The sequence below is a fragment of the Sphingomonas edaphi genome, assembly GCF_003583725.1.
In the GTDB taxonomy this organism is placed as follows: Bacteria; Pseudomonadota; Alphaproteobacteria; order Sphingomonadales; family Sphingomonadaceae; genus Sphingomicrobium; species Sphingomicrobium edaphi.
In genome coordinates this window covers 271,959-297,749 of sequence record NZ_QXTF01000002.1, presented here as the reverse complement: position 1 = coordinate 297,749, position 25,791 = coordinate 271,959, and the positions used below count along the sequence as shown (strand labels likewise).

General features: G+C 62.5%; 24 protein-coding genes. 18 read left to right on the top strand and 6 right to left on the bottom strand.

What is annotated here, in order from left to right:
- Positions 1-98: 98 nt before the first annotated feature.
- Genes D3M59_RS08290 through D3M59_RS08280 form a run of 3 tightly spaced genes read left to right on the top strand, consistent with a single transcriptional unit; the run spans position 99 to position 1,658 of the window.
- Entirely contained in the window at positions 99-605 is a 507-nt protein-coding gene (locus D3M59_RS08290; RefSeq protein WP_119533174.1) for a GNAT family N-acetyltransferase, read from the top strand.
- A 39-nt stretch (positions 606-644) separates the two neighbouring features.
- On the top strand, positions 645-1,037 hold the full coding sequence (locus tag D3M59_RS08285) for a hypothetical protein (protein ID WP_119533173.1): 393 nt from the start codon (positions 645-647) through the stop codon (positions 1,035-1,037).
- A gap of 6 nt (positions 1,038-1,043) precedes the next feature.
- The gene (locus tag D3M59_RS08280; RefSeq protein ID WP_119533172.1) at positions 1,044-1,658 is read left to right on the top strand and encodes a thymidine kinase; all 615 of its coding nucleotides are present in this window, start codon (positions 1,044-1,046) and stop codon (positions 1,656-1,658) included.
- Positions 1,659-1,661: 3 nt separating this feature from the next.
- On the opposite strand, the gene D3M59_RS08275 is transcribed toward D3M59_RS08280, so the two are convergent.
- Positions 1,662-2,621: a hypothetical protein gene (locus tag D3M59_RS08275; RefSeq protein ID WP_119533171.1), complete on the bottom strand. Its 960-nt coding sequence runs from the start codon at positions 2,619-2,621 to the stop codon at positions 1,662-1,664.
- Complete coding sequence (locus D3M59_RS08270) at positions 2,618-3,670, bottom strand: CDP-alcohol phosphatidyltransferase family protein (RefSeq protein ID WP_147416729.1); 1,053 nt, start codon at positions 3,668-3,670, stop codon at positions 2,618-2,620. The genes D3M59_RS08275 and D3M59_RS08270 overlap by 4 nt, the downstream gene beginning before the upstream one ends.
- A gap of 72 nt (positions 3,671-3,742) precedes the next feature.
- On the opposite strand from D3M59_RS08270, the gene truB reads away from it, so the two are divergent.
- The 3 genes from truB to pnp all read left to right on the top strand — a co-directional run bounded on the left by truB (position 3,743) and on the right by pnp (position 7,428).
- Positions 3,743-4,630: a tRNA pseudouridine(55) synthase TruB gene (gene truB, locus D3M59_RS08265; protein WP_119533169.1), complete on the top strand. Its 888-nt coding sequence runs from the start codon at positions 3,743-3,745 to the stop codon at positions 4,628-4,630.
- Between the two features lie 18 nt (positions 4,631-4,648).
- On the top strand, positions 4,649-4,918 hold the full coding sequence (gene rpsO, locus D3M59_RS08260) for a 30S ribosomal protein S15 (RefSeq protein ID WP_119533168.1): 270 nt from the start codon (positions 4,649-4,651) through the stop codon (positions 4,916-4,918).
- A gap of 161 nt (positions 4,919-5,079) precedes the next feature.
- Positions 5,080-7,428 (top strand): polyribonucleotide nucleotidyltransferase, encoded by a 2,349-nt coding sequence (gene pnp, locus D3M59_RS08255; RefSeq protein ID WP_119533167.1) that lies wholly within the window; start codon positions 5,080-5,082, stop codon positions 7,426-7,428.
- A gap of 279 nt (positions 7,429-7,707) precedes the next feature.
- Here pnp and D3M59_RS08250 read toward each other — a convergent pair whose 3' ends face one another.
- On the bottom strand, positions 7,708-8,025 hold the full coding sequence (locus D3M59_RS08250; protein ID WP_119533166.1) for a YgaP family membrane protein: 318 nt from the start codon (positions 8,023-8,025) through the stop codon (positions 7,708-7,710).
- A gap of 183 nt (positions 8,026-8,208) precedes the next feature.
- On the opposite strand from D3M59_RS08250, the gene D3M59_RS08245 reads away from it, so the two are divergent.
- Positions 8,209-10,218 carry a TonB-dependent receptor gene (locus D3M59_RS08245; protein ID WP_158581983.1) on the top strand — a complete coding sequence of 670 codons (2,010 nt, stop codon included), beginning with the start codon at positions 8,209-8,211 and terminating at the stop codon, positions 10,216-10,218.
- On the opposite strand, the gene D3M59_RS08240 is transcribed toward D3M59_RS08245, so the two are convergent.
- Positions 10,215-11,747 carry a winged helix-turn-helix domain-containing protein gene (locus D3M59_RS08240; protein ID WP_158581982.1) on the bottom strand — a complete coding sequence of 511 codons (1,533 nt, stop codon included), beginning with the start codon at positions 11,745-11,747 and terminating at the stop codon, positions 10,215-10,217. The genes D3M59_RS08245 and D3M59_RS08240 overlap by 4 nt on opposite strands.
- Positions 11,748-11,859: 112 nt before the next feature.
- Between D3M59_RS08240 and D3M59_RS08230 the strand changes: the two genes are divergently transcribed.
- The 10 genes from D3M59_RS08230 (at position 11,860) to D3M59_RS08185 (ending at position 22,172) form a co-directional block, all read left to right on the top strand.
- On the top strand, positions 11,860-13,197 hold the full coding sequence (locus tag D3M59_RS08230) for a surface lipoprotein assembly modifier (RefSeq protein WP_158581981.1): 1,338 nt from the start codon (positions 11,860-11,862) through the stop codon (positions 13,195-13,197).
- Positions 13,198-13,243: 46 nt separating this feature from the next.
- Positions 13,244-13,600 carry a hypothetical protein gene (locus D3M59_RS08225; protein ID WP_119533163.1) on the top strand — a complete coding sequence of 119 codons (357 nt, stop codon included), beginning with the start codon at positions 13,244-13,246 and terminating at the stop codon, positions 13,598-13,600.
- A 43-nt stretch (positions 13,601-13,643) separates the two neighbouring features.
- Positions 13,644-13,940: a hypothetical protein gene (locus tag D3M59_RS08220; RefSeq protein ID WP_119533162.1), complete on the top strand. Its 297-nt coding sequence runs from the start codon at positions 13,644-13,646 to the stop codon at positions 13,938-13,940.
- Positions 13,941-14,029: 89 nt separating this feature from the next.
- Positions 14,030-15,742 carry a copper resistance system multicopper oxidase gene (locus D3M59_RS08215; protein ID WP_119533358.1) on the top strand — a complete coding sequence of 571 codons (1,713 nt, stop codon included), beginning with the start codon at positions 14,030-14,032 and terminating at the stop codon, positions 15,740-15,742.
- Positions 15,743-16,413: 671 nt separating this feature from the next.
- Entirely contained in the window at positions 16,414-17,085 is a 672-nt protein-coding gene (locus tag D3M59_RS08210) for a copper resistance protein B (protein ID WP_233543212.1), read from the top strand.
- A 108-nt stretch (positions 17,086-17,193) separates the two neighbouring features.
- Positions 17,194-17,547, top strand: coding sequence for a hypothetical protein (locus D3M59_RS08205; RefSeq protein WP_119533160.1), 354 nt, complete (start codon positions 17,194-17,196; stop codon positions 17,545-17,547).
- A 122-nt stretch (positions 17,548-17,669) separates the two neighbouring features.
- Entirely contained in the window at positions 17,670-18,371 is a 702-nt protein-coding gene (locus tag D3M59_RS08200) for a PepSY domain-containing protein (protein ID WP_119533159.1), read from the top strand.
- Positions 18,368-19,084 (top strand): PepSY domain-containing protein, encoded by a 717-nt coding sequence (locus D3M59_RS08195; protein WP_119533158.1) that lies wholly within the window; start codon positions 18,368-18,370, stop codon positions 19,082-19,084. The genes D3M59_RS08200 and D3M59_RS08195 overlap by 4 nt, the downstream gene beginning before the upstream one ends.
- 135 nt (positions 19,085-19,219) lie before the next feature.
- Positions 19,220-21,010, top strand: coding sequence for a TRAFs-binding domain-containing protein (locus D3M59_RS08190; protein WP_119533157.1), 1,791 nt, complete (start codon positions 19,220-19,222; stop codon positions 21,008-21,010).
- Positions 21,011-21,149: 139 nt separating this feature from the next.
- Positions 21,150-22,172: a TIR domain-containing protein gene (locus tag D3M59_RS08185; protein WP_119533156.1), complete on the top strand. Its 1,023-nt coding sequence runs from the start codon at positions 21,150-21,152 to the stop codon at positions 22,170-22,172.
- Between the two features lie 18 nt (positions 22,173-22,190).
- On the opposite strand, the gene D3M59_RS08180 is transcribed toward D3M59_RS08185, so the two are convergent.
- Positions 22,191-24,458 (bottom strand): serine/threonine protein kinase, encoded by a 2,268-nt coding sequence (locus tag D3M59_RS08180; RefSeq protein ID WP_158581980.1) that lies wholly within the window; start codon positions 24,456-24,458, stop codon positions 22,191-22,193.
- 107 nt (positions 24,459-24,565) lie between these two features.
- Here D3M59_RS08180 and D3M59_RS08175 point away from each other — a divergent pair, with 107 nt between their 5' ends.
- The gene (locus D3M59_RS08175) at positions 24,566-25,279 is read left to right on the top strand and encodes a PP2C family protein-serine/threonine phosphatase (protein ID WP_158581979.1); all 714 of its coding nucleotides are present in this window, start codon (positions 24,566-24,568) and stop codon (positions 25,277-25,279) included.
- Positions 25,280-25,359: 80 nt separating this feature from the next.
- Here the strand turns inward: D3M59_RS08175 and D3M59_RS08170 are convergent, their stop codons facing one another.
- Positions 25,360-25,785 (bottom strand): ATP-binding protein, encoded by a 426-nt coding sequence (locus D3M59_RS08170; protein WP_119533153.1) that lies wholly within the window; start codon positions 25,783-25,785, stop codon positions 25,360-25,362.
- Between the last annotated feature and the right edge of the window lie 6 nt (positions 25,786-25,791).

Sequence of the window (25,791 nt, the reverse complement as noted above, 5' to 3'; positions counted from 1 at the left end):
TTGGCATTGTGCGGTCGACCGGCGAGTGAAGGCCGATTGGATCGACGTCACGGCGTTAATTCTTGACCGCATCACAGACAGAAAAACTCGGCGCGGCCATGACGGACGACGGTCTTCGCGCCGAACCGCTAACGGAAGCGCATCGCGAATTGCTCAAGTCCGCATGCGCCGAAGATCTCGACATCTGGAAAATCTATTCGATCAACTTCGGGCCTGAAGAATTTGACGCGACCTTTGACCTGATGCGCGCCATGGGCTGGGTAGGCTTTGCACTTTTCGATGGCGACGAATTCGTAGGCATAGGCAATTTCCTCAACATCGACGAACCGCGTGGTGTGCTGGAAATCCGTGGCACTTATTACCGCCCTAGGTTTCGCGGGACCGGCATCAATCGCCGCGTGAAGGACATGATGCTCCGGCGCGCCTTCGATGCCGGTTATCGCCGCGTCGAGTTCCGCGTCGACGCCCGCAACGCGCGCAGCCAGGCTGCCATGACCCGACTCGGCGCGGTCCGCGAGGGCGTGTTGCGCGCCGACCGCGTCACTTGGACCGGCCATGTCCGCGACACGGTGCTCTTCTCGATCCTGACGGACGAATGGCGCTAATCCGGTTTTCATTCACTTCTGCGCGGCTAGGGTGAGGCGATGATGCGAATCCTCGCCCTGCTGTCCCTCCTCGCGGCCGTACCAGCTGCCCCGGCCCCGCTGACGGTGCGCATGGGCGAAAGCTGGATTTTCTCGGTCCGGAACGGCGAACCCGTCAACGCCCGCAAGGTCGGCAACACTGCGACTCCCGCGCACAACCAAATTCGGGTGTCGCTCCAGCCGATGATGGGTACCACCATGACCGTCACCAACAACAGCCCCCACGACTATGCCTACCGCGCTACCCTGGTAGTCGACGGCAGGCCGGCCGAGGCAAAAAGCTGCGCCGTGCCCGCCAACGGACGGCTGGCGATCGAACATTGGCCGAAACCCGTTTCGGCCGTCATTCTCTCTCGTTTCCGTGCCGCCCCGGCCGGCTCACTCTGCCCGTAGGACCGCATGGCCAAGCTCTATTTCTACTATGCCGCGATGAACGCGGGGAAATCGACCACCCTGCTTCAGGCGGATTTCAATTACCGCGAGCGCGGCATGGAAACCATGTTGTGGACCGCCGACCTCGACGACCGGGCTGGCGTAGGCACAATCGGCTCGCGCATCGGGCTCGAAGCGGGCGCGCACCGCTACCGGGACGATGATAATCTGTTCGATGCTATCGTTGCCGAGTTGCTTAAGCGAAAGCTCCACTGCATCCTCGTCGATGAAGCGCAGTTCCTGACCAGAGCCCATGTACTGCAGCTGTGCCGGATCGCTGATGAGCTATCGATTCCTGTGCTTTGTTACGGCCTCCGTACCGATTTCCAGGGCAACCTCTTTCCGGGATCCGCCGCTCTCCTTGCGTTGGCGGACGCGCTGATCGAGCTGAAGGCGGTCTGCGAATGCGGCCGCAAGGCTACGATGAACCTGCGCGTGGACCAGAACGGGCACGCAGTCGCCGCCGGCGCGCAGACGGAAATCGGTGGCAACGACCGCTACGTGGCCCTTTGCCGCCGCCACTTCATGGAGCGCCTGCGTGAAGGCGAGGCCCGCCAGCTCAGCCTGGAAATCCCGCGCTAACGCCTACTCGTCGTCGTCATCGTCGATGGGCAGAACTTCGCTGCCCTTTGGCGGCAACCAGTGCCAGAGCAATACCACGTTGGCTGCCGCACCGCCCATTTGGCATAGCCCGGACGCTAACAGTGCGGCCGCAGGTTCGGTGCTATGCCACAGAACAACGGCCGCAGCGCCGAACAGTCCCAAGCTGAAGGCGACGAAACCGCCAAAGTGATGCGGCACATAAGGCTCGATCTTGCGGATCCATTGCAGCTCGCGCCCGGTTCGTGCTGCTGCATTGCCGAACGGCCCAAACACGGTCAGGATTGTCTTGGTTACACGGTAGGTCAGAAGCCGGCGGCCCATAATCGCAGAATTGCGAGCGATTTCCGCGAAGTGCAGCGGGTTCTCCATCGGAACCTTGGGCTTGTAAGGCGTGCGCGGCCACCAGCGGAGGACGGCATAGGCCACCCATTCGCGCGCACCGAATGCAAAGCCCATCGCCGCCGCATGCCAACCGAGCGCCCAGCCGACCAGCACTGTTGCCAGTCCGCTCGCGCCCAAGGCTAACCGAAAGTAGGGCGAGACCGTCCGTGCGTCCGCCAGACGGACATAGCGGGCGGGCATGCCCAGCGCGACAAATGGAAGGAAGGCAGCGACCTCCTGGTGCCCTGCCACCTTCAATCCCTCGACGATCGCGGCAACGAGGAGCAGGCCAAGAAGCAGCGTGGCAAGCTGGAGGTTGACCGCCACCCTGCGCGCCTGCCGTCTGATGGTGCGCGGCGCCAGCATCCGGCGCCGCACTGCTAGGGAAGTCGCCAGGCGCGTCAGCATCTGTATGGCACGGATCAAAGTTACCGCCGCCAGCAGACGGGCAGCGTCAGCGTGGCCAATCGCGGCGACGATCACTCCCCACAACGCAATGACCAGCGCCATGGGCAAATACTCGCGCCATGTCAGCTGGGCGATGCGGCGCTTCTTGATCACCCCAGCCAGGCGTTAATAGGCGCGGTTCGCGCATGGCGAATGGCCTGTCCATACCGCCAGCCCTGGATCACTACGGACACGAGGCTCCACGCTGCGCAAAGCGCGAACGCTTCGGCCGGCATCCCAACGACCAGTCCAACCGTCATGAACAGCAGGATGATGTTGCGGCGCGATACGATCGTCCGGAACCGCGAATCAAACTGCTTCCACATGAAAGGGTTGATTCCGAATTGCTTTTTGAACCCGCGCTCCAGCACCCGGCCGACGACATAGGTGCCCAGGATGATCCAGCACGACGGCCAGGTCCACGGATGTCCCGGCGCCACCACGCCGATCCCGTGCGCGAGGCAGTACCACCAAAGCGGCGGGTGGATCAGATCATTGCCATGATCCAGCTGATTGCCAAGCCAGCTCGAGGTTAACGTCACCCGGGCCAGCTTGCCGTCAACCGTGTCCAGCAAGGTCATTAGCCAAGCAGCTAGCAATCCTTCCGCCAGGTTGCCGATATAGAATTGCCAGCCGGCGACGAAAGTCAGCACGAAACCGAAGATCGTCACCGCGTTGGGCGACAATCCAAGCGCAGCAGCGCCTCGCGTCAGCCAAAGCGCAGGTTCGGGCCACGCATATTTGGTGATGATGTCTGTCACGCCCTTGTAGACACTGGCGAACAGTTTTCGCTCTACGTCGGCGCGCGACTGTTCGCCGAGCGCAAGTGCAAAGGGATCGAGGCGGCGGCGCAACTTCCGGACGTAGACTGCACCAATCGTATCGGCGCCAATGCATTTCAGCTCACCTGCTGATCCGCCAATTACCCGCTCAGCACACGCCCGGTCCGCGGCGGTGACGGCGACGGCAAGAGGCCGACCACCAGGAGATGTGACGACGGTTCCCGGATTGCTCGCTAACCAGGTGACAAGATCGTTGGACAAGACAGCAGATGCATGGGCGACGATCTGCAGGTCGCCGAGGTTCGCTACCTGCCGGGCGAGCCGTTCGGCCGGCTTCATCCCGAATAGTCGCTGGTCGCATTCGCCGACGATGGTAAGCAAAAATTCCGGTCCTTTGCACAACGGGCGCGGACTTATGGTCAAACGCGTGGGCCTTGTCTATCGGCACCGCCCATGGCGCTCAACGGTTGGATCATTCTGGACAAGCCACTGGGGATGGGTTCGACCCAAGCCGTCGCCGCCGTCAAGCGTGCGCTGCGTGAAGCCGGGGAGCCCAAGACCAAGGTCGGCCATGGCGGGACACTCGACCCCTTGGCAACCGGCGTCCTGCCGATCGCGCTGGGCGAAGCGACCAAGCTGGCCGGCCGACTGCTCGACGCGACCAAGGCCTATGACTTCACCATCCGCTTTGGCGAAGAAACCGACACACTCGACCTTGAAGGCGAAGTGATCGCAACCAGCGATGTTCGGCCGACGCGCAGTGATATCGAAGCCCTCCTCCCCCGCTTCACAGGTCCCATCGACCAAGTCCCGCCCGCCTTCTCCGCGCTGAAGGTCGACGGAAAACGCGCATATGACCTCGCTCGCGCCGGCGAGGAAGTCACGCTTCAGTCGCGCAGCATCACCATCCACGGGTTGCACCTCGTCGCAATGCACGATCGGGACGTCACCCTGACCGCCATCGTGTCGAAAGGCACCTATATCCGTAGCCTCGCCCGCGACATCGCCCATGGGCTGGGCAGCGTAGGCCATGTCATTATGTTGCGTCGGACAAAGGCTGGTCCGTTCACCCTGGAAAAGGCGATTTCGCTGGACTTTCTGATCGATGCCGCTAAGGCGCGCCAACTGACGAGGACGGTTCTCCCGCTTGAGGCGGGACTGGACGACATCCCGGGCCTCCCCGTCACCCCCGAACAGGCCCGGCTGCTCCGTTTTGGGCAGCAGCTGTTCGGGATCCCCGTCAGTCCGGGGCTTCACCTTGCGATGGATGCGGAAACGCCCGTTGCGCTGGTCGAGGCAACGGACGGCGCGATCACGGTCGTGCGCGGGTTCAACCTATAGACAGATAAGGAGTGCTAGATGTCGATTACCGCTGACGAGAAGCAGAAGCTGATCAAGGAACACGCCCGCGCTGAAGGCGACACCGGTTCGCCTGAAGTCCAGGTCGCGATCCTGACCAGCCGCATCCAGACGCTGACCGACCATTTCAAGACCCACGCGAAGGACAACCACTCGCGCCGCGGCCTGCTGATGATGGTCAACAAGCGTCGTTCCCTGCTCGATTTTCTGAAGCGCGAAGACGCCCAACGCTATAGCGACCTGATCGCCAAGCTGGGCCTCCGCAAGTAACCGCCAAGGGCGCCCTCGCGGCGCCCTTCGCATTTTCGGGGCTGTTTCGCATTTCGGCGGACCGCCTTGGGGGCAAATTAGGCCCCGCACCGCTCGCAGGCCGGTTTCGCCTGCAACAGCTGCCCCCACCGGCATCCGGCCGCTGGGCGTAAGGAAATAATATGTTCGACATCAAGACTGTGGAAATCGATCTTGGCGGAAAGACCCTCAAGCTCGAAACGGGCCGCGTTGCCCGCCAGGCCGATGGCGCCGTCCTGGCGACCCTTGGCGAAACCGTGGTGCTCTGCGCCGTCACCGCCGCCAAGTCGGTGAAGCCGGGCCAGGATTTCTTCCCCCTGACCGTCCACTACCAGGAAAAATTCTCGGCCGCCGGGCGCATCCCGGGCGGCTTCTTCAAGCGTGAGCGCGGCGCGACCGAAAAGGAAACGCTGACCAGCCGCCTGATCGACCGCCCGATCCGTCCGCTCTTCCCGGAAGGCTTCTACAACGAAGTCCTCGTGATCGCTCAGGTCCTTTCCTACGATGGCGAGAATGAGCCGGACATCGTCGCCATGTGCGCGGCGTCGGCCGCCCTCACCATCTCCGGCGTTCCATTCATGGGCCCGATCGGCGCCGCCCGTGTCGGCTATAAGGACGGCGAATATATCCTTAACCCGACCAATACCGAGGTCGCGGAAGGCGAACTCGACCTGGTCGTCGCCGGTACGCCCAATGCCGTGATGATGGTCGAATCCGAAGCCAAGGAACTTTCGGAAGAGACGATGCTCGGCGCCGTCATGTTTGCCCACGCCGCCTCGAAGAAGGTTTGCGACGGCATCATCAAGCTCGCCGAAAAAGCTGCCAAGGACCCGTGGGAGCTCAACCTTCTCGACGACGGTGCTGACACGAAGGCGAAGCTGAAGTCAGTCATCGGCGAAGACCTGAAGAAGGCGTACGCCCTGACTAACAAGCAGGAACGCCAGACCGCGATCAACGTCGCCCGCGAGAAGGCCCGCGAAGCCTTTGCAGACCTTCAAGAGTCCGATCCCGCCGCCTACCTCGGTACGCTGAAGCTGGTGAAGAAGCTCGAGGCCGACGTCGTCCGCGGCGCTATCCTCACCGAAGGCCGCCGCATCGACGGCCGCGATACGAAGACCGTCCGTCCTATCGAGGCAATGGTCGGCTTCCTGCCGCGCGCCCACGGCTCGGCTCTGTTCACCCGCGGCGAGACGCAGGCCATCTGCACCACCACGCTCGGTACCAAGGATGCGGAGCAGATGATCGACGGCCTGGAGGGTCTCTCCTACCAGCGATTTATGCTGCACTATAACTTCCCGCCCTACTCGGTCGGCGAAGTCGGCCGCTTCGGCGCGCCGGGCCGCCGCGAAGTCGGTCACGGCAAGCTCGCCTGGCGCGCGCTTCACCCGATGCTCCCGACGACGGACGAGTTCCCCTACACGATCCGCGTGCTCAGCGACATTACGGAGAGCAACGGCTCCTCGTCGATGGCTACCGTCTGCGGCGGATCACTGTCGATGATGGACGCGGGCGTTCCTTTGAAGCGTCCGGTTGCCGGTATCGCCATGGGCCTGATCCTCGAAGGCACGGACTTCGCGGTGATCAGCGACATCCTCGGTGACGAAGACCACCTCGGCGACATGGACTTCAAGGTCGCGGGAACTTCGGAAGGCATCACCAGCCTGCAGATGGACATCAAGGTCGCCGGCATCACCGAGGAGATCATGAAGGTCGCCCTAGCCCAGGCGAAGGACGGCCGCGCGCACATCCTCGGCGAAATGGCCAAGGCTCTCGACCAAACCCGGACCGAGCTCAGCGCCCATGCGCCGCGCATCGAAACCATGCAGATTGCCAAGGACAAGATCCGCGAAGTGATCGGCACCGGGGGCAAGGTCATTCGCGAAATCGTCGCGACGACCGGCGCCAAAGTGGACATCGACGATGAAGGCCTGATCAAGATCAGCTCGTCCGATCTGTCGCAGATCGAGGCCGCTCGTCAGTGGATCCACGGGATCGTAGCGGAACCGGAAGTCGGCACCGTCTACACCGGCAAGGTCGCAAACATCGTCGATTTCGGCGCCTTCGTGACCTTCATGCCGGGCAAGGACGGCCTCGTCCACGTCTCGGAAATCAAGAACGAGCGGGTCGAAAACGTCCGCGACGTCCTGTCCGAAGGCCAGGAAGTGAAGGTCAAGCTCCTCGAAGTCGACCAACGTGGCAAGGTCCGCCTGTCGATGCGTCTCGTCGACCAGGAAACCGGCGCTGAGCTGGAGGACACCCGCCCGGCCCGCGAACCGCGTGAAGGCGGCGACCGTGGCCCGCGTGGCGACCGTGGCGATCGCGGCCCCCGTCGTGATCGCGGCGACCGTGGCCCTCGCCGTGAAGGCGGCGACCGCGATCGTGGCCCCCGCGGCGACCGCGGCGACCGCGGCCCCCGGCGCGAGCACTCCGATCGCGACGAAGGCCCGGCCCCAGAGTTCGCCCCGGCGTTCCTGAACAAGGATGAGGACTAAGCCTTGCTCCTCTCCCCTCGGGGAGAGGCGAGGCGAAAGGTCGCCCGGCCCGCCGGGCGGTTCTTCAAAACAAGTAGGCCCCGCAGCAATGCGGGGCCTTTCCTTTTGTGCGTCGACTTTGGCAGCTTCGCGAGAATTCGGGATACTGCGGAATAGCGAAATGGACCTCACGAAGTGAATTCGTGATGCCATTCTGTTCGCGTTGCGGCGGGCTGGCCGCGCCTAGCCGGCTCTACGTGTTGCTTAAGATCACCTTCGCGACCGCTTCGTTACACTTGGCTAGTTGCCAGCCCTTCCATCAAAAGGGTCTTCGCCGCTGTGATAAGTGCCGCCATGTTCGCAGCTGTTAACTCCCAGCGCGCGATAGAATGGGCAGAAACCAATGATCGCAGTGATGGCAAGCACCGCAGCGATGCCCAATGACGTGTAGGCCATCCAGCCGTTGACGGCGGGTGTGGCCGACAGGAAAGCAAGCAACCCGGCAGCGAACAGCCTGACGACCCGATCAGCTTTACCGACGTTTTTCAACATGTTGTGACGCTCCTCCACGGTGGGGTCCGGCGTCGCTCCCTTGTCGGCGCCGGCTACGCGGCGCAAGCGACCTGCTACTTCGGCCGTCGCGTCGCCTACCCTTTAGCGGATTTTGCGGGGCGATGCCAACCTCGCCCCCAACCTTTGCCGGATTGACTGGTGGCACATTTTCAGCGCCAACTGTCGCCACCGCGTGGGAGTACGGTCGCAATGGGGGCATTGCTCGTTTGTACTGCGTGCTGGACGTCCGTGAGCCTGGGTCTACAGGCGGCGCCGATTCCCGTCGGGGACGGCGAGCCTGCCCCATCCGTCATCACCGTCACCGGCGAACGGATTGAACGGTCGGCGCGCGAGACCTCCTCCAGCGTTGCGGTATTGACCGAAGAGCAGCTGGAGCGACTGGGCGGCACCGATCGCCTGGAGGAGCTGCTGGACTTCGTTCCCAACGTTCAGATCACGTCCGATGGCCTCGGCCCCTCCATCCGCGGTCAGGATTCTACCGGGGTGCTGCGCGATCTGCCCGCCTTTCTGGGCGGCAACCGGCCCCGCGTTGCACTGCAGGTCGACGGGCGGACGGCAGGCTATTGGGAATTCGTCTTCGGCACTGCGCCGCTGTGGGACGTCCGGCAAATGGAGATATTCCGTAGCCCGCAGACGACAACACAAGGACGCAATTCAATCGCGGGCGCAATCTTCATCCGGACCAACGATCCTGTCTATCACTGGGAAGGCAGGGCTCGGGCGATCCATGCCAGCCTCGCCGCATGGCAAGGCTCGGCAATGGTCTCAGGCCCAATCGTCAACGACCGGCTCGCCTTCCGCCTAGCCGCCGACCTGCGGCGCGCCCGTCCGTCGAGCGACATCGTTGATAGCCAGGTCGGCGCTGATCCCGACACGGATCGTTACGGACTGGTCCGGTTCAAGCTGCTCGCCGAACCCACCGTCCTCCCTGGCCTTCGCATGGTCACAACGGTCGTTCATTCGGAGGCGCAGTCTCCCCAGATCAGCGGCATCCGGCGGCCGTTCAGGGCGCGGAAGGACCCGTCCGCGACCTACGGCGTATTCCGCACCAGGATCGACGCAGTGACGACCGACCTTACCGTGCCCATCGCCGACCGGCTCGAGGGCACCGCAACCGTGTCCCTTGGTGACACGCGCAGTCGCCGCTTCGCCCCGACCGGCCTCGGTCAGGCCAGGATCCGCAACCGCGACGCGTCGGCGGAGGCACGCCTAAATTGGCGCCCATCCCCCGCCGTCCGGGCCAGCGGCGGAGTCCACTACCTCCGCACCAGCCTCGACCAGCAGATTGACATCACCCGGGTCGGCCTCGGCATCGGTAAATTTGACGACGTCCAGAGAAGCCGGGGCCTGTTCGGTGAAATCGAGGCGACGACGGAACGCCTGACTGTCACCGCAGGCCTCCGCTACCAAGTGGATCGCCAGGACCGCAGCGGCTTTACCGGGCTCCCAAATGCAACCGTTCCGCTAGACTTCGAAAAGAGGTTCGATGCGCTCCTCCCAAAGCTCAGCGTCGCTTACGACCTCAGCGAAGACGTCCGTGCGGGCCTTCTGATGCAGCGGGCGTACAATCCCGGTGGCGCAACGTTCGATACTGTCCGGGGCGAACTCGACACGTTCGGCGCCGAGCGGCTTTGGAATTACGAAGCGTTCATCCGCGCCTCGCTTAAAACGCTCAGCGTCGCGGCAAACATTTTCTACAACGACATTAACGGCAGCCAGCGGACTTTATCGACCTTGTTTCCCACACCCGACGGCGGCGATCAGATCGCGTTGCAGATCGGCAATGCACCGAGGTCGCACAGCTACGGCGCGGAGCTTGAGACCACTTGGAAAGCAACTGAGCGGCTTCGGCTCCACGCGGCTCTCGGCCTGCTCCGGACCCGGATAGACAGGACGTTGGTGCCCAGCGATCCAACTCTGAACAAACAGTTCCAGCGCTCACCCCGCTTCACCGCGTCCGGCGGGGTCGACTGGACGCCGGTCGACCGGCTCAAGCTCTCGGCACGCATTCGTCACAACGCTGGCTATTTCAGCGATGACCGCAACTCGCCCGCGCTGCGGGTCGACAGCGCGACACGGATTGACGCCAATGCCGCATGGGACGTTGGCCGCTTCACTGTGTCCGCCTACGCGCGCAACATATTGGACGATTTCAGCCTGACCTATATGTTCTCGGAAAACTTCGCGACGGCCGCACCACCGCGGGAATTCGGGGTCGGCATCGAAGCACGTTTCTAGGCCGGCTGAAGCTGGTAATCCGGCTTCTTGCCGCGACGCGCCCAATAGTCCGACAGACCGATCCCGTCGCACAGCTCAAGAAAACGAGGATCCGCCCGCATCGCGGCGGTTGCGGGCGTGAATAGGTTCATCGTCCGTCGCCAGCGGTGGTCGTTGATCGGCATCTCCCTGCTATCTTTTAGCAGGCTTCCGACCGAAGGTCCGCGCCGCAGCAGGTATCCGCTGGCAATCTCGAATGCGGCATCCAGTTCGCCGAGCATCGACGTGGTCATGATCGCCCAGGTCGCGAAACCTGGGCTTCGCTTTGCGTAAGCCAGGTTGACCCTACGGGCCTTTTCAATCTCAGACTTGGACCGTCTGCTCAGTCCCGCAATAGAGGTGTGCCAGTAATCACTCATCTCTGCCGAAAAAAGGCGCGGGCGCGCCCGTTCGTCATTCATGAAGTGCAACGCCGCCTCGCCGCGCCCGGTGTAGGCAAACAACATCAACCGGCTATTCCAGACTGCCGGGTGCCGCGGCCACAATTCCAAGGCGCGCTCGATCGTCAGGTCCGCTTGGTCAGGCCTTCCAAAGATCCAGTGCTTCAGGGCACGCTTGTATTGCGGCAAAGGCGAAAGCGGCTCGGCCCGGATCGCCCGCTCATTCGCAGTCCAAGATTCCTGATTGTAGCCCGCGGCCTGGAGCAGGATCGTGTATTGGTCGAGCGCAAGGAAATTGGTGGGCGCTCTCGCGAGTACCGACCTCAGCCGTGCCTCGGCGCCCGGCCAGTCCCCCAAAAACGGCTGCAGCGTAGCGAGCGCAGCAAGGGCGTTGGCTTCGTTCCCGTCGATCGCAAGTGCCTTGTCGGCGGCCTCACGACATGCCTGCACGGCCGCCGCCACTTCGTCAGGCCCCGCATTTTCAGCGACGTTGCGATGGGCGACGGCAAGCCAGCCCCAGACAGCCGCGTTATTTGGCGCGAGCTTCGTCGCTTGCTGGAAATAGTCGGTGCCTTGCGCCCGGGTCGGACTGCCATAGAGAATGGTCTGCCTGCCCTTTTCGACGAGCGCGGCGACCCGCGGGTCTTGTCGCTGCCGTATGAAGGCGAAGGCGCCAAGGCCACCCAGCCCGACGGCAGCCGCGCCGAGCATAGCTCGCCTCGAAATCGGAACGCGCTGTGACACGCGATGCGTCTTCCCGGTGTCTGCCTCGAATGAAAGGATTTCCCCCGTCAGTCGATATCCTGTCCGAGGCACGGTTTCGATAGCGAAAAGGCCGGGCGCTGCGTCTGCTGCGATTTTGCGGACGCCCGCGATAGCACGGTTCAGGCTGTCGTCGCCGACGGCGGCCTCGCCCCAGCAGCGATCGAACAGTTCATTGCGCATGACAACCTTGCCGCGCGAATCGAGCAGCAGCAGGAAAACCTGCATGACCAAAGGTTCGGGATGAATTGAACCTTCAGGCCCTTGCACAACCCGTCGTGACGGACTGATCAGTAGCGGGCCAAGCCGAATATCGGGCCGATCCACCAGGTCCGATAACTTGAGCATGCGCCGTGCCTCCTCACCCGGATCAGCATTCATCAGCATATCATCGGCACATCTTCATGGCATATCGCTCTTCCCACTGTCACGCCACTGCCATTCGTTGCGGGAGGTGGGTATGCGGCTTGGTTTTGGCTGGAAGACAGTCCTTGGCCTGATCGTGGCTGCGGTTTCCCATGGCACCCCCGCCTTGGCCATCACTCCGGGTAGCACCCGCACCGTCAGGGCGACAGGCTTCGACCTCCTCCGCTTAGCAGACAGAATGGCGGCACAAGGCGATAACGCCCAATCCGAGCGGATTTACACGCTATTGGCGAACGACCCCGATCCCGATCTCCGTAACGAAGCAAGATTCCGACTTGCCAAGCTTCGCTTGAGCGCTGGTGAGACCCAAGCCGCCGCACTACTGCTCCGCGAGATATTGGACGAGAAGCCCAGCGCCGCCGCCGCACGACTGCAGCTGGCGCAAATTCTTTATGGCATGGGCGATGAAGATGCGGCACTTCGCGAACTTCGAGCACTTCGATCCGCCAGTCTGCCTCCCGGCGTTGCACAGTTCGTAGACCGGATGTCGGCAACGCTTCAGGCGAACAAGCCGCTGGGCTTTCAGCTGGAGTTCGGACTTGCGCCTGATTCCAACATCAATCGCGCGACCCGTTCGGATACGCTTGGGACGGTGCTTGGAGATTTCACCCTAGATGAGGATGCGAAGGCGCGCTCTGGCGTGGGCGCGATGGTCCGCGGCCTGGCCCAGGCGCGATTTCCGTTGTCCGACTCTATCGGGCTGTCCGCCCGCGCGAGCGGCGAGGCCAACATCTATCGCGACAACGACTTCAACGACATCACGCTGGACCTGAGCGCAGGCCCGCAGCTTCGGCTCGGTAGAACTCGCCTGACGGCCGAGGCGGGTGTGACGGGCCAATGGTACGGGATGGAGGCCTATCAGCGCGCTTGGCGGCTCTCGCTGGGCGGCACCCAGCCAATCGGTTCACGGTCGCAGCTACGCGTTGATGCAACCGCGCGTTGGGTCGACAATAAGTTTAACAACCTGCAGGACGGCCACGGCCGGTCGGTACGTGCACGGCTTGAGCGGGCCTTGTCTCCCCGACTTCTCGTCGCGGGCTCCTTAGGATTAGACCGGTTCAAGGCAGAGGACGATGCCTACTCGACGCGCAGCTGGACGGCAGGGCTGTCGGCTTATCGGGATATTGGCAGGATAACCGTGAACGCCGGGGTGGATTTCGGACGGTTGCGCTCGGATGAGCAGCTCGCCTTGCTTCCGGAATCGCGGAAGGATCGCTGGGCCCGGTTCCAGCTGGGTGCTGTGTTCCGTAACCTGACCGTAGCGGGCTTCGCGCCGGTCGTTAGGCTGGTCGTGGAGCGCAATCAAAGCACGGTCGAATATTACGACTATAAGCGTACCCGCACGGAATTCGGCATCAGCCGGGCATTCTAGGCTCTGGTCATTGTGCAGACAGCTCTGGCGGCGTATGGCCCACCGCATGGCCGCGGCTGCTCTCCGCCTGCTCGCGCTAATTGCGCTGGTGCTGATGCCCTTCGGCATGACCAGCACGCCTGCGCTTGCGACCCCGACGGGCAATGACAATCGCATGGAGATGGGCCACGGCGTGGCCGAAATGGATATGTCGCATTGCGCCGACGGACAAGATGAGCAGCGCGACCAGGCGCCCACGCCGAAGTCCATGAACTGCATGGCGGCTTGCGCGGCCATCCCTGCGCCCGGCGTTCCTTTGCTGGGGGAGGCTTTCAAGCCCGCCCTGCCTCGCGCCGTATTCCTCGCCACGCCATTTTCGGGGATCGATCCGGAGATCGCTACGCCCCCTCCGAAACTCACCTGAAGTTGAATATATTTTTTCACTTCAGACGTTCGGAGAATTTGACATGAAGACTCTTATCGGCGCGATCGCGCTTACGCTCGCCATACCCGCCACCGCACAGACGCTGCCGGCAGCGACTGATCCCCATGCGGGCCACCAGACGATGGACCACAGCCAGCACAAGGCCATGGATCACAGCCAGCACAAGGCCATGGATCACAGCCGGCATGCGGCCAAGCATGAGTGCAAGGAATGCTGCGAGAAGATGAAGCAGCAGGACGGCAAGATGGCGTGCATGGACAAAAAGGACGGTGCGAAGGCTGCCGCTCCCGCCGCCCAGCACAGCGGTCACGCTCATTAACAGGTTGAGGGCGCCGGGATTGTCCGGCGCCCTTGCTTGTCGGCAACCTTAAAGGCTTCGCACCCGTTAGCGGCTGCGAAGGGGAATCCATGAAGCAAGACCTTATTATCGATCGCCGCGCCTTCATTGGCGGCGGCGCAGCATTTGCCGCAGCGGCTGGATTGCAACCCGCTTGGGCCAAAACCGTCAGCCACGGCTTGGCGGCCAAGTCTCAGGGCACGCTCACCGGCGAGGACATCCGCATGACGGTCAGCGACCTGTCATTCCAGGTAGACGGGAAGACCGCCCACGCGGTCGGCATCAACGGTACGATCCCGGCGCCGCTGCTCCGGCTCAAGGAAGGCCAGAATGTCCGTATCTCGGTCGACAATCGGCTCGACGAGGACACATCAATCCATTGGCACGGCTTGATTGTTCCGTTCCAGATGGACGGCGTCCCAGGCATCAGCTTCCCCGGCATCCGCGCGCGGTCCAGTTTCACCTACGAATTTCCGGTTCGGCAATCGGGTACCTATTGGTACCATAGCCACAGCGGCCTGCAGGAGCAGCTTGGCCATTATGGGCCGATTGTCATCGATCCTGCAGGGCCCGACCCGATCGCATATGACCGGGAACATGTGATCGTCCTGTCGGACTGGACGTTTATGCATCCCCACCGCCTGTTCACCCGCCTGAAACAGGAGGGCGGCTTCTTCAATCGCAACAAGCGCACGCTCGCCAACAAGGACCAGGACAAGCTGTCCGACGCCGATGCGCGCATGTTTGCGCAAATGCGGATGGACCCGACCGACATTTCTGACGTCACGGCGGCCGCTTACACCTACCTTATCAACGGGCACAGCCCGGGAGAAAATTGGACCGGCCTGTTCCGCGCTGGCGAACGGGTGCGGCTGCGCATCATAAACGCCGCGGCGCAGACGATTTTCAATGTCCGTATCCCCGGCCTCAAGTTGCTGGTCGTCGCGACCGACGGCATCGCCGTCCGGCCCGTGGAAGTCGACGAACTGCAGATAGGCAATGCCGAAACCTATGATCTGATCGTTGTACCCGAGAACCAAGCCTATACGTTGGTCGCCGAGGGCATCGATCGATCCGGCATGGGCGTGGCCACCCTTGCCCCCCGTGCTGGCATGCGCGCCGAAGTGCCGACATTACGTAAGCGGCCGACGCTGACCATGATGGACATGGGCATGATGGACCACAGCGCTCACGGCGCCGCCGCGGATGGGTCTGACATGTCAATGGATCACGACATGCGCGACAAGTCGAAGGTCGACTTCAAGGTTGGCCCCGGCGTCGACATGATCGCGCCGATGCCGATGGATCGCGTCGGGGATCCGGGGATCGGTCTCGACGATGTCGGCCACAAAGTACTGACCTATAAGGACCTGGTCGCGCTGACGCCCAATAGCGATACGCGCATTCCTACGCGGCGTATCGACATCCACCTGACCGGCAACATGGAACGCTTCATGTGGTCGATGGACGGCGAGAAGCTTAGCGAAAATCCGGAGCCCTACCGCTTCGCTCGCAACGAGCGGGTGCGATTGAGGATGATCAACGACACGATGATGACGCATCCGATGCATTTGCACGGGCACTTCTTCGAGATCGTCAACGGCAATCCCGGCCAGCAGCCCTTAAAGCATACCATCCGCGTCTTGCCGGGCGGTTATGTCGACGTTGATCTGACGGCTGACGCTCCGGGCGACTGGGCGTTCCACTGCCATCTTCTCTACCATATGCACGCGGGGATGATGCGGGTCGTCAGCGTCCGTCCGCTGGAAGGAGAGCAGGCATGAGGCGTCTCCTGATCCTCCTGATGGCGGGCATCGCAACGCCGGCCGTGGCCCAGCACGCGAGCCAGACCGAGCAGGCACCGGCGCCGGTTGCGAACAGCTGCACGCCCGAACATGCCGCAATGGGTCATTGCAAAATGCCCGAGGCTTCACCCGCACGGCCACCGCAAGCATCCGCACCCCCCTCGACCTGCACGGCGGAGCATGCGGCGATGGGGCACTGCAGGCTGCCCGAGCCGGCCCCTGCCCCTCTACCGGCAACAAGGGCATCAGACTCAACTTGCACGGCTGAGCACGCCGCCCTGGGCCACTGCAAACTGCCAGAGCCAGCGCCCGCACCGGCCTCAGCGCCGGTACCAGCGTCAGGCTGCACGGCGGAACATGCAGCGATGGGGCACTGTAAGTTGCCAGAACCCGCACCGGCGCCCACACCGGCCCCCACCCCAACCTGCACGTCTGAGCATGCGGCCATGGGTCATTGCACGCTGCCGGCCCCGCCGTCGCAACCGATCCCTGCCGCACAGGCCGATCCGTCATGTCCGCCTGAACATGCTTCGATGGGTCATTGCACGCCTTCGTCGGTATCGTCGCCGGAGGTTCGACCCGCTCCGCCCCCGGCAGAAGCTCTGGCTGGCCCCAAACATGCCGCCGATGCCGTTTGGGGAAGCGCCGCCATGCAGCGCGGCCGCAACATCCTGCGCGAGGAGCATGGTGCGATGCCTGCGCATAAGCTGCTCGTAGACCGTGCTGAGACCCGCATTCGGGACGCCCGCGATGGATATTTGCTGGACCTTCAGGCCTGGTACGGCGGCGACGTCGACAAGCTGTGGGTAAAGAGCGAGATCGAGGGCGACTGGGGGCGGAAGCCTGAACATGCCGAAGTCCAGGCACTGTGGAGCCATGCGATCGACCCGTGGTTCGATCTTCAGGCCGGTGTTCGTCAGGATTTGCAGGCCGGACCCCGGCGAACGCACCTCGTTGCCGGTATCCAGGGATTAGCGCCTTATTGGTGGGAGGTAGACGGCGCGATCTTCCTCTCCAACAAGGGCGAGGTCACGGCCAGGGCCGAGGCCGAGTATGACCTTCGAATTACTCAAAAGCTGATCCTCCAGCCGCGCATTGAAGTGGGTCTGTCGCTGCAGGATGTGCCGGAACTTGACCTCGGATCGGGACTCACCGAAGCCGCGCTGGGCATGCGTCTGCGCTACCAGCTTTCTCCGCTCGTCGCGCCTTACATCGGCCTGGAATATGAACGCGCATTTGGCGGCACACGCAGGTACTTGCGAATGGAAGGCGAAGACCCTGGCGGCCTCAACCTGCTGGCCGGCTTGCGTTTCTGGTTCTGAGGGGGCGTGACGGACGCACGACTTACGGAAAATCGGAGGCCGATGGATCGGGGTCTGATGCCCGGTCACTTTACCATCCACTAACGCATCGAATTCAAGGAGTGATAAATGAAGAGGATAGTCTTGGGCATCGGCGTGGCAACGTTTGCCCTGTCGTTGACGGCGTGTGGCGAGAATCAGCCGGAAACTAATATTGCTCCCGAAGAGACGAACGCCGTGTCAAACCTCGAGGCACAGCCTGAGGCCAGTCCTGCGGGCAACGTCACTCTAGAAGAGACAGCAACGGACCTCGGTGAACCGGAGCCTGCATCGGCGGAGCCGGCCCCGGCCAAGCCCGCTTCCGCGCCACCGAAGCCGAAGCTGGAGCAGACTCCCGCCAAGCGCGCGGCGACTCCTGCGGCCGAGACCAAGACCGCCGATCCTACATGCGCGCCCGAACATCGTGCTGCGGGGCATTGCTGATGGCCATTGGACTTGCGGTTGACGACTGTCGCGTCGTCAGCTTCGGTCTGAACCCAGTTGAGGGTCCCGGTGAGCAAGCGTGCCGCCGGGACTAATCCCGATCAAGGAGCGATTTCGCGCTGATGCGTCTCCATATTGCCGCCCGCAAAACCCACAAATGGTTGGGTCTGTTCATCGGCGTGCAGGCTGTCATCTGGTCGCTCAGCGGCCTCTACATGACCGTCGTGCACATCGACACGATCCACGGCGATCACCTGGTGCGAATGCCCGAAGCGGGACAGGCCGATGCGGCGACACTGGCCGACCCGCTGGCGGTGGCCGCAGCGGGTGGAGGAAGTTCGGTCAGGCTGGGCTGGATGCGCGACGCACCCGCTTATGTCGTACGAGGTGAGGATGGCGAGACGGCGTTCGATGCACGCACCGGCAAGCCGCTAGCGCCGCCGAACGAGCGGGAAATTCGTGCGATTGCATCCGCGACTTATACCGGCAGCGACCCAATCGCGTCGGCAGTCCTAATCAACGAGATTCCGGGCGAAATCCGTGGCCGGAAGCCACCGGTGTGGCGCGTCGAATTCGATAATTGGGACAAGCCGACGCTCTATTTCTCGCCGGTCACCGGCGAACTCCTGTCCCGCCGCCACGAGCTTTGGCGCATCTTCGACTTCGTCTGGATGCTGCACATCATGGATTATGATGAGCGGGAAAACGTGAATAACCTGCTGCTGCGCATTTTCACCTCGGGTGCCGTACTCATGGCGCTCTCCGGCGCCTGGCTGCTCGTTTACGCCTTTCCTAAGAAGAAAAAGAAGAAGGGCGCACGATGACGGTCCCGTCCATCTGGTTGCGCCGCATCCACAAATGGGTCGGCCTCGTCATCGGCCTCCAGTTCCTGATTTGGGCCATCAGTGGTGCTGCGATGGCCCTGCTCGACATGGAAGACGTTTCTGGCGGGCCGATGGTGGAGCATCCGGCGGAACCGCTACCGACGACAGCTGCCGGCTGGGAAGCCGTGCAGCAAAAGCTGGCCGGGTCTGCGGTCAGCAATTTGGCGATCCGCCAGCTTCCCGGCACGACAGCAATCGTTGCCACGACAAGGGACGGCGTCCGCCTGTTCGACGCCGCAACGGGATCGCCGATCCTGATTGATGCCACGAGAGCAAGCACCGTGGCAGCCGCAGCGCATCCGGAAGCCGCGCCGATCCGCTCCGCCATAGCTCTGACCGAGCTGCCGCTCGCAGTGCGCGAGCACCAGCTTCCCATTTGGCAGGTGGACTTCGATGACGCTGCGAACAGCAGCTATTTTATTTCCGGCACGACGGGGCAGCTGCTCGAGCGGCGCAACGACAGTTGGCGCTGGTGGGACTTCTTCTGGATGCTCCACAACATGGACTATGCGAAGCGGACCAGCTTCAACCATCCGCTGATCATTATCGTTGGCCTCGCAGCGGCGTGGCTGGCTGCAACAGGCTTCTGGCTATTATTCCGGACGATGTGGCGGCACGATTTTTCCGCAGTACGACGGACGCTGAAGCGCTGAACAACGAGGCATTGCCGTCGCGGGGCGGCGGCTGATAGTCTCCCCCATTCAACGGGGGATGAACGAATGCGCGTTCGCTTGCCGGTACCGCAGATTGCCTGTCGCGCCCATGTAGACAGTAAGGGCTAGACGCGCGTGGAGCAGGTCGATCCGGCCATCCGCCAGTCGTTCGACGCCGCCTTGGGGAGCGGCGACATGTTTGCCCTGTTCGAACGCACCCGCGCGGCAATAGAGAAATATCCGGACGATCCAGATGTGCGCTATCTTCAGGCGCTGGCGATGGCCCGGCTCGGCGATCCCGATGCAGCGCTCCGACTCTATCGCCGCAACCGCGTCGACCGGATCGAGACCGAGGATGCAATTGCCCTCAAGGGCCGCATCTTCAAGGACCTCGCCGCCCAAGCCGAGGGCGACTGGCAGGTCGAGCTTTTCCGGCAGGCCAGCCAGGCCTATCGCGCCGCCTTCAATCTTTCCGACGGCTATTATTCGGGCATCAATGCCGCGACCACGGCATTGTTGGCAGGCGACGAGCGAGATGCCAAGGCGCTGGCCGCGACGATCAGCGAACGCCGCGATATCGCCAATCCCACGAGCTATTTCGCTGCCGCAACTGGTGCGGAGGCCATGCTGGTCCAAGGCGAGATTGCCAAGGCCACCGCTCTGTTTGCGCAGGCTCGCAAACGGTCCGATGCTTCACCCGGAATGATCGCGTCGACCGCGCACCAGTTAATACTAATCGCCGATCGGCTCGGCGCGGGGGGCGAGGAAATGCAGGCGCTGCTCGCAGCGACGCGGCCGTCGCCGGTTATCCACTACTGCGGGCACATGTTTCGCGCCGGCGCCACCTTCGAAGCGCAGGTTGCGCGCGACGTCCGACACGTGCTGGAAGAAAGCGGGGCAATGATCGCTTACGGCCCCCTCGCCTGCGGTGCCGACATCGTGATCGCAGAGGCGATCATCGAGCTGGGCGGCGAGCTCCACGTCATCGTGCCCTTCGCCGAAGATGATTTCTTGCGCACCTCGGTCCGCGTCGGCGGCGAGGGTTGGGAAGCACGCTATGCCGCGTGCCGCGAAAAGGCGGCGTCGATCACCTTCGCAACAGAGATGCAGTCGGTGGAAGACGACGAGCTGTTCGCATATTGCTCCAAACTAGTAATGGGCCTCGCCCAACTACGCGCCGACATCATGCATACCGAGGCGTTCCAACTTGCCGTTTGGGACGGCAAGCCTGCAACCGGTGTGGCTGGAACCGCGGCAGATTGCATCGAGTGGGCTCGGCAGGGCGGCACTACGCGTATCGTCGAAATTCCGAAGGAGCGACCCCCGCTCGACGCGGTCGACATTGCAGCGACGCACGCTAAGCCGAGATGGGCGCTCCATTCCATCCTCTTCGCGGACTTCGCGGGTTTTTCTCGACTAGACGAGGACCATCTATCCAATTTCCTGGAAACGGTCATGGGTCGGATCGCCCGGATACTCGACCGTCACGGCGACAAAGTGCTAGCGCGTAACAGCTGGGGTGACGCTATTTACGCGGTGATCACCACGCCTAACCAGGCCGCAGAAATTGCCCTGGAAATCCAAGCCGAGCTTAATCCCCGGCTGCTCCAGGAAATTGGACTGCCAAAGGAAGACGGGATGCGGATCAGCCTGCATCACGGGCCCATCTTCGAGCACTTCGATGCTGTCCAGGGCGCGCGCACATTCTACGGAACGGAAGTCACTGTGGCGGCGCGCATAGAACCCCGGGTCCCAGTCGGCGCGATTTATACGACCCAGCCGTTCGCTGCGCTGATCGAATCCGGCCGCAACGATTATCACTTCGAGTATGTCGGCAAGATGGACCTTGCGAAGAATTATGGGGTTCGCATTCTCTATCGCCTCGGTACACGCCGGGAGGAAGATGGTCCCGGAATAGTACGCTGAAGAGCCTAGCGCTGCTTCGGGGTCGACTTTTAATCCAGGTTAAGGGACAATAAACCCTGCGCAGTTTGAGTCGCTTAGGGGTGTTCTGTCGCCTTGACGATGGGCGGCATTTTGCTGCTCGCTTTCTAGCGACCCCCGAATGCATAGGCTCGGACACGGGGGATATTGCTTGTCGGAAACTGACATCTTCATTTCCTATTGCCGCGAGGAACGGTCGGCCGCCCGGCATTTCGCCGATTGTTTCGCGCGCGAGGGCTTCAAGGTCTGGTGGGACGCGGTCCTTCGGTCGGGCCAGACCTTTGACGAGGTCATCGAAAGGGAATTGAGGGCAGCCAAGGCTGTCGTCGTTCTATGGTCGCCCCGATCTGTTAGCTCCCGCTGGGTACGCGCGGAAGCAACACTCGCGGACCGTGGCAACAAGCTGGTACCTGTAATTATCGAGCCCTGCACGCTGCCGATCATCTTCGAACTTACCCAGGCCGCCGACCTATCGAAATGGGACGGCAATACCAGCGACGCCAACTGGCAGATGCTCGTCAGCGATCTTCGCCGCATGACCGGCGACGAAATTGACGCCTACCACGCGCCGGCAGTCGCCGCTGCACCCGAGCAGGTCGCGCCCGTGCACGAAGGACCCGCCAACGACGAAGACGAATTGATGCGAGCGCTAGAACGCATCGCCAGGAAGCGCGGCTTGGTGTCCGATCTGACCCGACCGACGCGCGAAGAACAAGAAATGACTCAATTCTTCCGCGAGGCCGATGCCCACCGGCTGAAGGAAGGGGACCGGTTCCACATCCTTCAGCGGATTGATGGCGACCCGGGGCAATCGCGCTACGTCATCAGCCCGGCGGGGGTGAAAATCGGGCGTTCCGCGCCGGCGGACATCGTCGTCAGCGGCACTGCGGTGTCACGGTCGCATTGCCTAGTCGAACTGGGGGGCGACAAGCTCCGCGTCACCGACCTCAATTCGACCAACGGGACCTACATCGACGACGAGCGCGTGGTCGGCAGCGCGCAATTGGCAGTCGGTTCGGTCCTCCGGGTTGGCAACGTGCTGTTCGAACACCAAGTCTGCCCGCGAAGTCAGACCGGAGACGCCGGCATGACGCCTTTCGCCAACCATCTGCAGCCCGATATTCGCCGGGTCGCAAAATCCTGACAGGCCTGACGGCCCCGCCTAGTTCCCTTGGGACGATTGCTTGTAGAGAAAATCGACATAGGCCTTGGTTTGGTTTGCCTGCTTGAGCAGCTGGTCGAGCTCCCTGTCCGTCCGAGCACCACGCATTGAGTCCGCAATGCTTGCCAGATACCTGTCGTAGTTCCGCGCCAGCTTGGCGTTGGCCTTTCGCACGTCCCCACCGCCATTACCCATCGCGATCACCTGCTTCGCACGGCTGCGTGCGCTAGCAACGACAGAGCGCACTTGGGCGGCCTTGTTCGCGGAAGGCAGCACGGCTGCGGCGGTAGATGGCGGAGTAGATGCTGTGGCCGCTTGCGGCGACTGCGCCTGGGTCGTCCGGGGCTGTGGCGGCATCGGGGTGAGCGAGGCTACCGGCGGACGTTTTTCAGCCACCTCGACGCGCGTGGTCGCAGGTATAGTCGCAGCAAACTGCTGGGACTTGGCAAGCGCGTCCCGCGTCGCGGCAATGGATTGGGCGGGATTGGCCGCGCCAGCGACCGATTGGACCGCGGCGCGAAGGTTGTCGAGAGCCGCTCGCATCCCGGCCATGGATGAGCCATCGGCGGTCGAAGGAGCCCGGTTCGCACGACCCTCGGCGTCGCTGAGAAGTGCATTTGCAAAATTAGCGTTGGCCGTCATGGCCGTGCGCTTCATCTCCTCGCCCCGCTGGTTGGCTGCGTCAGCTTGCGCTGGGTCGTCCAGCAAGGGGCGGAGGTCGAGGAGTTGCTTGTCGAGCACCTCGCCCACCGCGACCAGAGGGTTTACCAAGTCGGCGGAGATGCCGGCCTTGCGCGCTTCGTCGGCCAGAGTGCGTTCGTCGGCTGCGATCCCGACTACATCAGCCAGCTTGACGGGCTCCGGCGCCGTCTCGACCAAGGCTGGGATGACGTCGTAACCGCCACCGTCCGTCTTTCCTGAGAGCATGTATCCGGCGGCTACAGCCGCGAGCGCCGCGATGGCACCACCGCCTGCGAACAAAGCTGCGCGCTGCTTTCGGTACCAAGGCTCGCCATCACCCTTCGCAAGGCGTGACGCCTTCATTGACACCGCTGGCTGCGGTTTGTCAGGGATTGGGTCGGACTGAACCGTTTCGACGGCTTCGACATCGGGGTCGTCACCTGCAGCGTTAGCCGCGGCCAACGCCCCGGCTGCGGCTGCTGCCGCCGCCGCATCCGTTTTCTTCTTCTGGGATGCCTTGGTTTCCTGTCCGGCTTTCTTGAACTGCGCTTCCTTCGGATCGCTCGGAACGCCCGTTTCGGGAAGGTCTGTCTTGTCGAAGCCGGTCGCTACCGCGGCCACGGGCACGATCTCGTCCGTCGCAACTTCATGCGCGAAGAAGCGGGTCGGTTCATCGTCAGACTCAATGGGCAGGTCGACGTCCTTCTTGCCGAACATTGCCAGCCACTCGCCAATCGACTGCGGCCGCTCGCTTGGCCGAATGGTCATACCCTTGTCTATTGCTTGCAGGAATTTCTTGCTGAATCCCGGCCAGTGTCCGTCAGCGAGCGGGCTGCCCAGTCCGCCGTGCATCCGTTCGAGCACTTCAGGCGGCTTTTCGCCGGTAACGCATTCGTACAGCACGACAGCAAGCGCATAGACATCCGTCCAGGGACCCTGCGCATAGGTTTTCACATATTGTTCGACCGCCGCATATGGCGGGGTATGGAAGGTGACCGACGTGCTAGTCGCCTCCGCCGCCTCGAACCGCGCCGATCCGAAGTCAATGAGCACCGGCCTGCTGTCGTCCGTGATAAGAATATTGGGCGGCTTGATGTCGCGATGAAGCACGCCGACGCGGTGCGCGCGGTCGAGCCCCTCGGCAACTGGCTTGATGATGCTCCACAGGCTCCGCTCGTTAAAGCGCCGCCCTTCCTTGAGCATCTTGGACAGAGAAACGCCGTCTTCGAAGTCCATGACCATGTACGCAGTGCCGTGGATCTCGAACAGGCTGCGGACGCTGACGATGTTCGGGTGACGGGTCGGTGTCGACAGGTTCCAGAGAAGTTTTGCCTCCTCGACGAACTTCTTCAGGCCCAGCGCGTGAACTTCCTCGACGTCGGATCCGATCGGGACGACCGTGTCTTCCGCGTCCCGTTCAGCGATTGCGCTCGGGAAATATTCCTTAATGGCAACAAGTTCGCCGAAATAGATGCCGCGGCCGCGATAAACGATCCCGAAGCCCCCTACCCCCAGCACGTCCTCAAGCCGCCATTCGCGCAGCACTGTGCCTGGCGGCAGCGCCTTGTTGCTATATGGTTTGCTCAATGCCGATATCCTTTCGGATTATCTGCGATTAAAGAAAAGTTAATCGCAGAAAGCTGTTGTGATTGCTAGTGTCCGCGTCCTGAGAAGCCTTCAGGGGGGTGCAATTCGTGACCTTTGAATGCGTAAGCCGGACGCACGTCGGCCTTCGCCGAAAGGTGAACGAGGATGCTCTGGCCGTCCGCACCGATCGCGGGCTCTGGGCCGTTGCGGACGGCATGGGGGGGCACGACGCCGGCGATGTTGCAAGCGCCAAAGTGGCCGACGCCCTGCTGCGACTTCCGACGAGCTACCTGCTGGACGATTTGGTCAATAATGCGGTCGCCGCCATGCAGAGCGTGAACCGCGAGTTGGTTGAACTGGCTGGTTCCACCGGGTCGTCGCGCGCCATTGGCAGCACCGTCGTTGGCTTGGCGATCGCTAACGGAGAATATCGCTGCTTCTGGGCCGGCGACAGCCGAGCCTATCGAATTCGAGACGGAATCATCGCCCAGCTGTCTCGCGACCATAGCCTTGTCCAGGACTTGGTCGATGCGGGCATGCTGGACAGCAAGGAAGCTGAGCACCATCCTAATGCCAACATCATTACGCGGGCTGTCGGGGCGAACGGAGAACTGACCATCGACACTGCGAGCGGAGATGCTCATCGTGGTGACCTGTTCCTGCTGGCAAGCGACGGTCTGACGCGCCTGGTGCGGGATGAAGAATTGGCAGCCGTAATTGCGTCGCGGCCGCTGGAAGCCGCCGCCGACACTTTGGTAGACATGGTCCTGGCGCGAGGCGCCCCCGATAATGTCACGCTGATCATCACCCGCCTGACGTGAATGCCCCAGTCGCTCAGTCCGACCGCTATTGCTGGATAACGACGCAATCAGCCGCGGCTAGTTATCCAAAGTTAGTCGGCTCACCTTCGCCAGCGAACAGGCATCAGCATCTCCAGCTGGTTTCCATCCGGCGTGACCTCATATCCGGCGAATTCCGCCCAAGCCCTCATGATTCCAATTCCCGCGCCACCACCCCGCTCAAGTCGCTCAATCTGCGCCGGAACTTCCCGCGGATCGAATGGCTTTCCCGTATCTTGGATTGTGATGCGCAGACCGGCGGGTTCACACGCGATGGCCAGACGAACCTCGTCCTCGGACGACAGACCGCCATGGTCGTAAAGGTTTGCTATCCATTCCTCAATTAGGATGCAAAGCCGGGCTAATTCATCTTCTTCCAGCCACTGGAACGTTCCGAATTCGCGGGCGGCTTCACAAGCGTCGACAACCGCCTGCGGTCCCTTGAGCAGCCGCGTCATACGATCGAGTTCGGATTCGCCTGACGTCATGAAAAC

What these genes read in the sequence shown, in the direction of transcription:
- D3M59_RS08290 (WP_119533174.1), top strand. Translation starts at nt 99, where the DNA reads ATGACGGACGACGGTCTTCGCGCCGAACCGCTAACGGAAGCGCATCGC.
- D3M59_RS08285 (WP_119533173.1), top strand. Translation starts at nt 645, where the DNA reads ATGATGCGAATCCTCGCCCTGCTGTCCCTCCTCGCGGCCGTACCAGCT.
- D3M59_RS08280 (WP_119533172.1), top strand. Translation starts at nt 1,044, where the DNA reads ATGGCCAAGCTCTATTTCTACTATGCCGCGATGAACGCGGGGAAATCG.
- truB (WP_119533169.1), top strand. Translation starts at nt 3,743, where the DNA reads ATGGCGCTCAACGGTTGGATCATTCTGGACAAGCCACTGGGGATGGGT.
- rpsO (WP_119533168.1), top strand. Translation starts at nt 4,649, where the DNA reads ATGTCGATTACCGCTGACGAGAAGCAGAAGCTGATCAAGGAACACGCC.
- pnp (WP_119533167.1), top strand. Translation starts at nt 5,080, where the DNA reads ATGTTCGACATCAAGACTGTGGAAATCGATCTTGGCGGAAAGACCCTC.
- D3M59_RS08240 (WP_158581982.1), bottom strand. Translation starts at nt 11,747, where the DNA reads ATGCTCAAGTTATCGGACCTGGTGGATCGGCCCGATATTCGGCTTGGC.
- D3M59_RS08230 (WP_158581981.1), top strand. Translation starts at nt 11,860, where the DNA reads ATGCGGCTTGGTTTTGGCTGGAAGACAGTCCTTGGCCTGATCGTGGCT.
- D3M59_RS08225 (WP_119533163.1), top strand. Translation starts at nt 13,244, where the DNA reads ATGGCCGCGGCTGCTCTCCGCCTGCTCGCGCTAATTGCGCTGGTGCTG.
- D3M59_RS08220 (WP_119533162.1), top strand. Translation starts at nt 13,644, where the DNA reads ATGAAGACTCTTATCGGCGCGATCGCGCTTACGCTCGCCATACCCGCC.
- D3M59_RS08215 (WP_119533358.1), top strand. Translation starts at nt 14,030, where the DNA reads ATGAAGCAAGACCTTATTATCGATCGCCGCGCCTTCATTGGCGGCGGC.
- D3M59_RS08210 (WP_233543212.1), top strand. Translation starts at nt 16,414, where the DNA reads ATGCAGCGCGGCCGCAACATCCTGCGCGAGGAGCATGGTGCGATGCCT.
- D3M59_RS08205 (WP_119533160.1), top strand. Translation starts at nt 17,194, where the DNA reads ATGAAGAGGATAGTCTTGGGCATCGGCGTGGCAACGTTTGCCCTGTCG.
- D3M59_RS08200 (WP_119533159.1), top strand. Translation starts at nt 17,670, where the DNA reads ATGCGTCTCCATATTGCCGCCCGCAAAACCCACAAATGGTTGGGTCTG.
- D3M59_RS08195 (WP_119533158.1), top strand. Translation starts at nt 18,368, where the DNA reads ATGACGGTCCCGTCCATCTGGTTGCGCCGCATCCACAAATGGGTCGGC.
- D3M59_RS08185 (WP_119533156.1), top strand. Translation starts at nt 21,150, where the DNA reads ATGCATAGGCTCGGACACGGGGGATATTGCTTGTCGGAAACTGACATC.
- D3M59_RS08170 (WP_119533153.1), bottom strand. Translation starts at nt 25,785, where the DNA reads ATGACGTCAGGCGAATCCGAACTCGATCGTATGACGCGGCTGCTCAAG.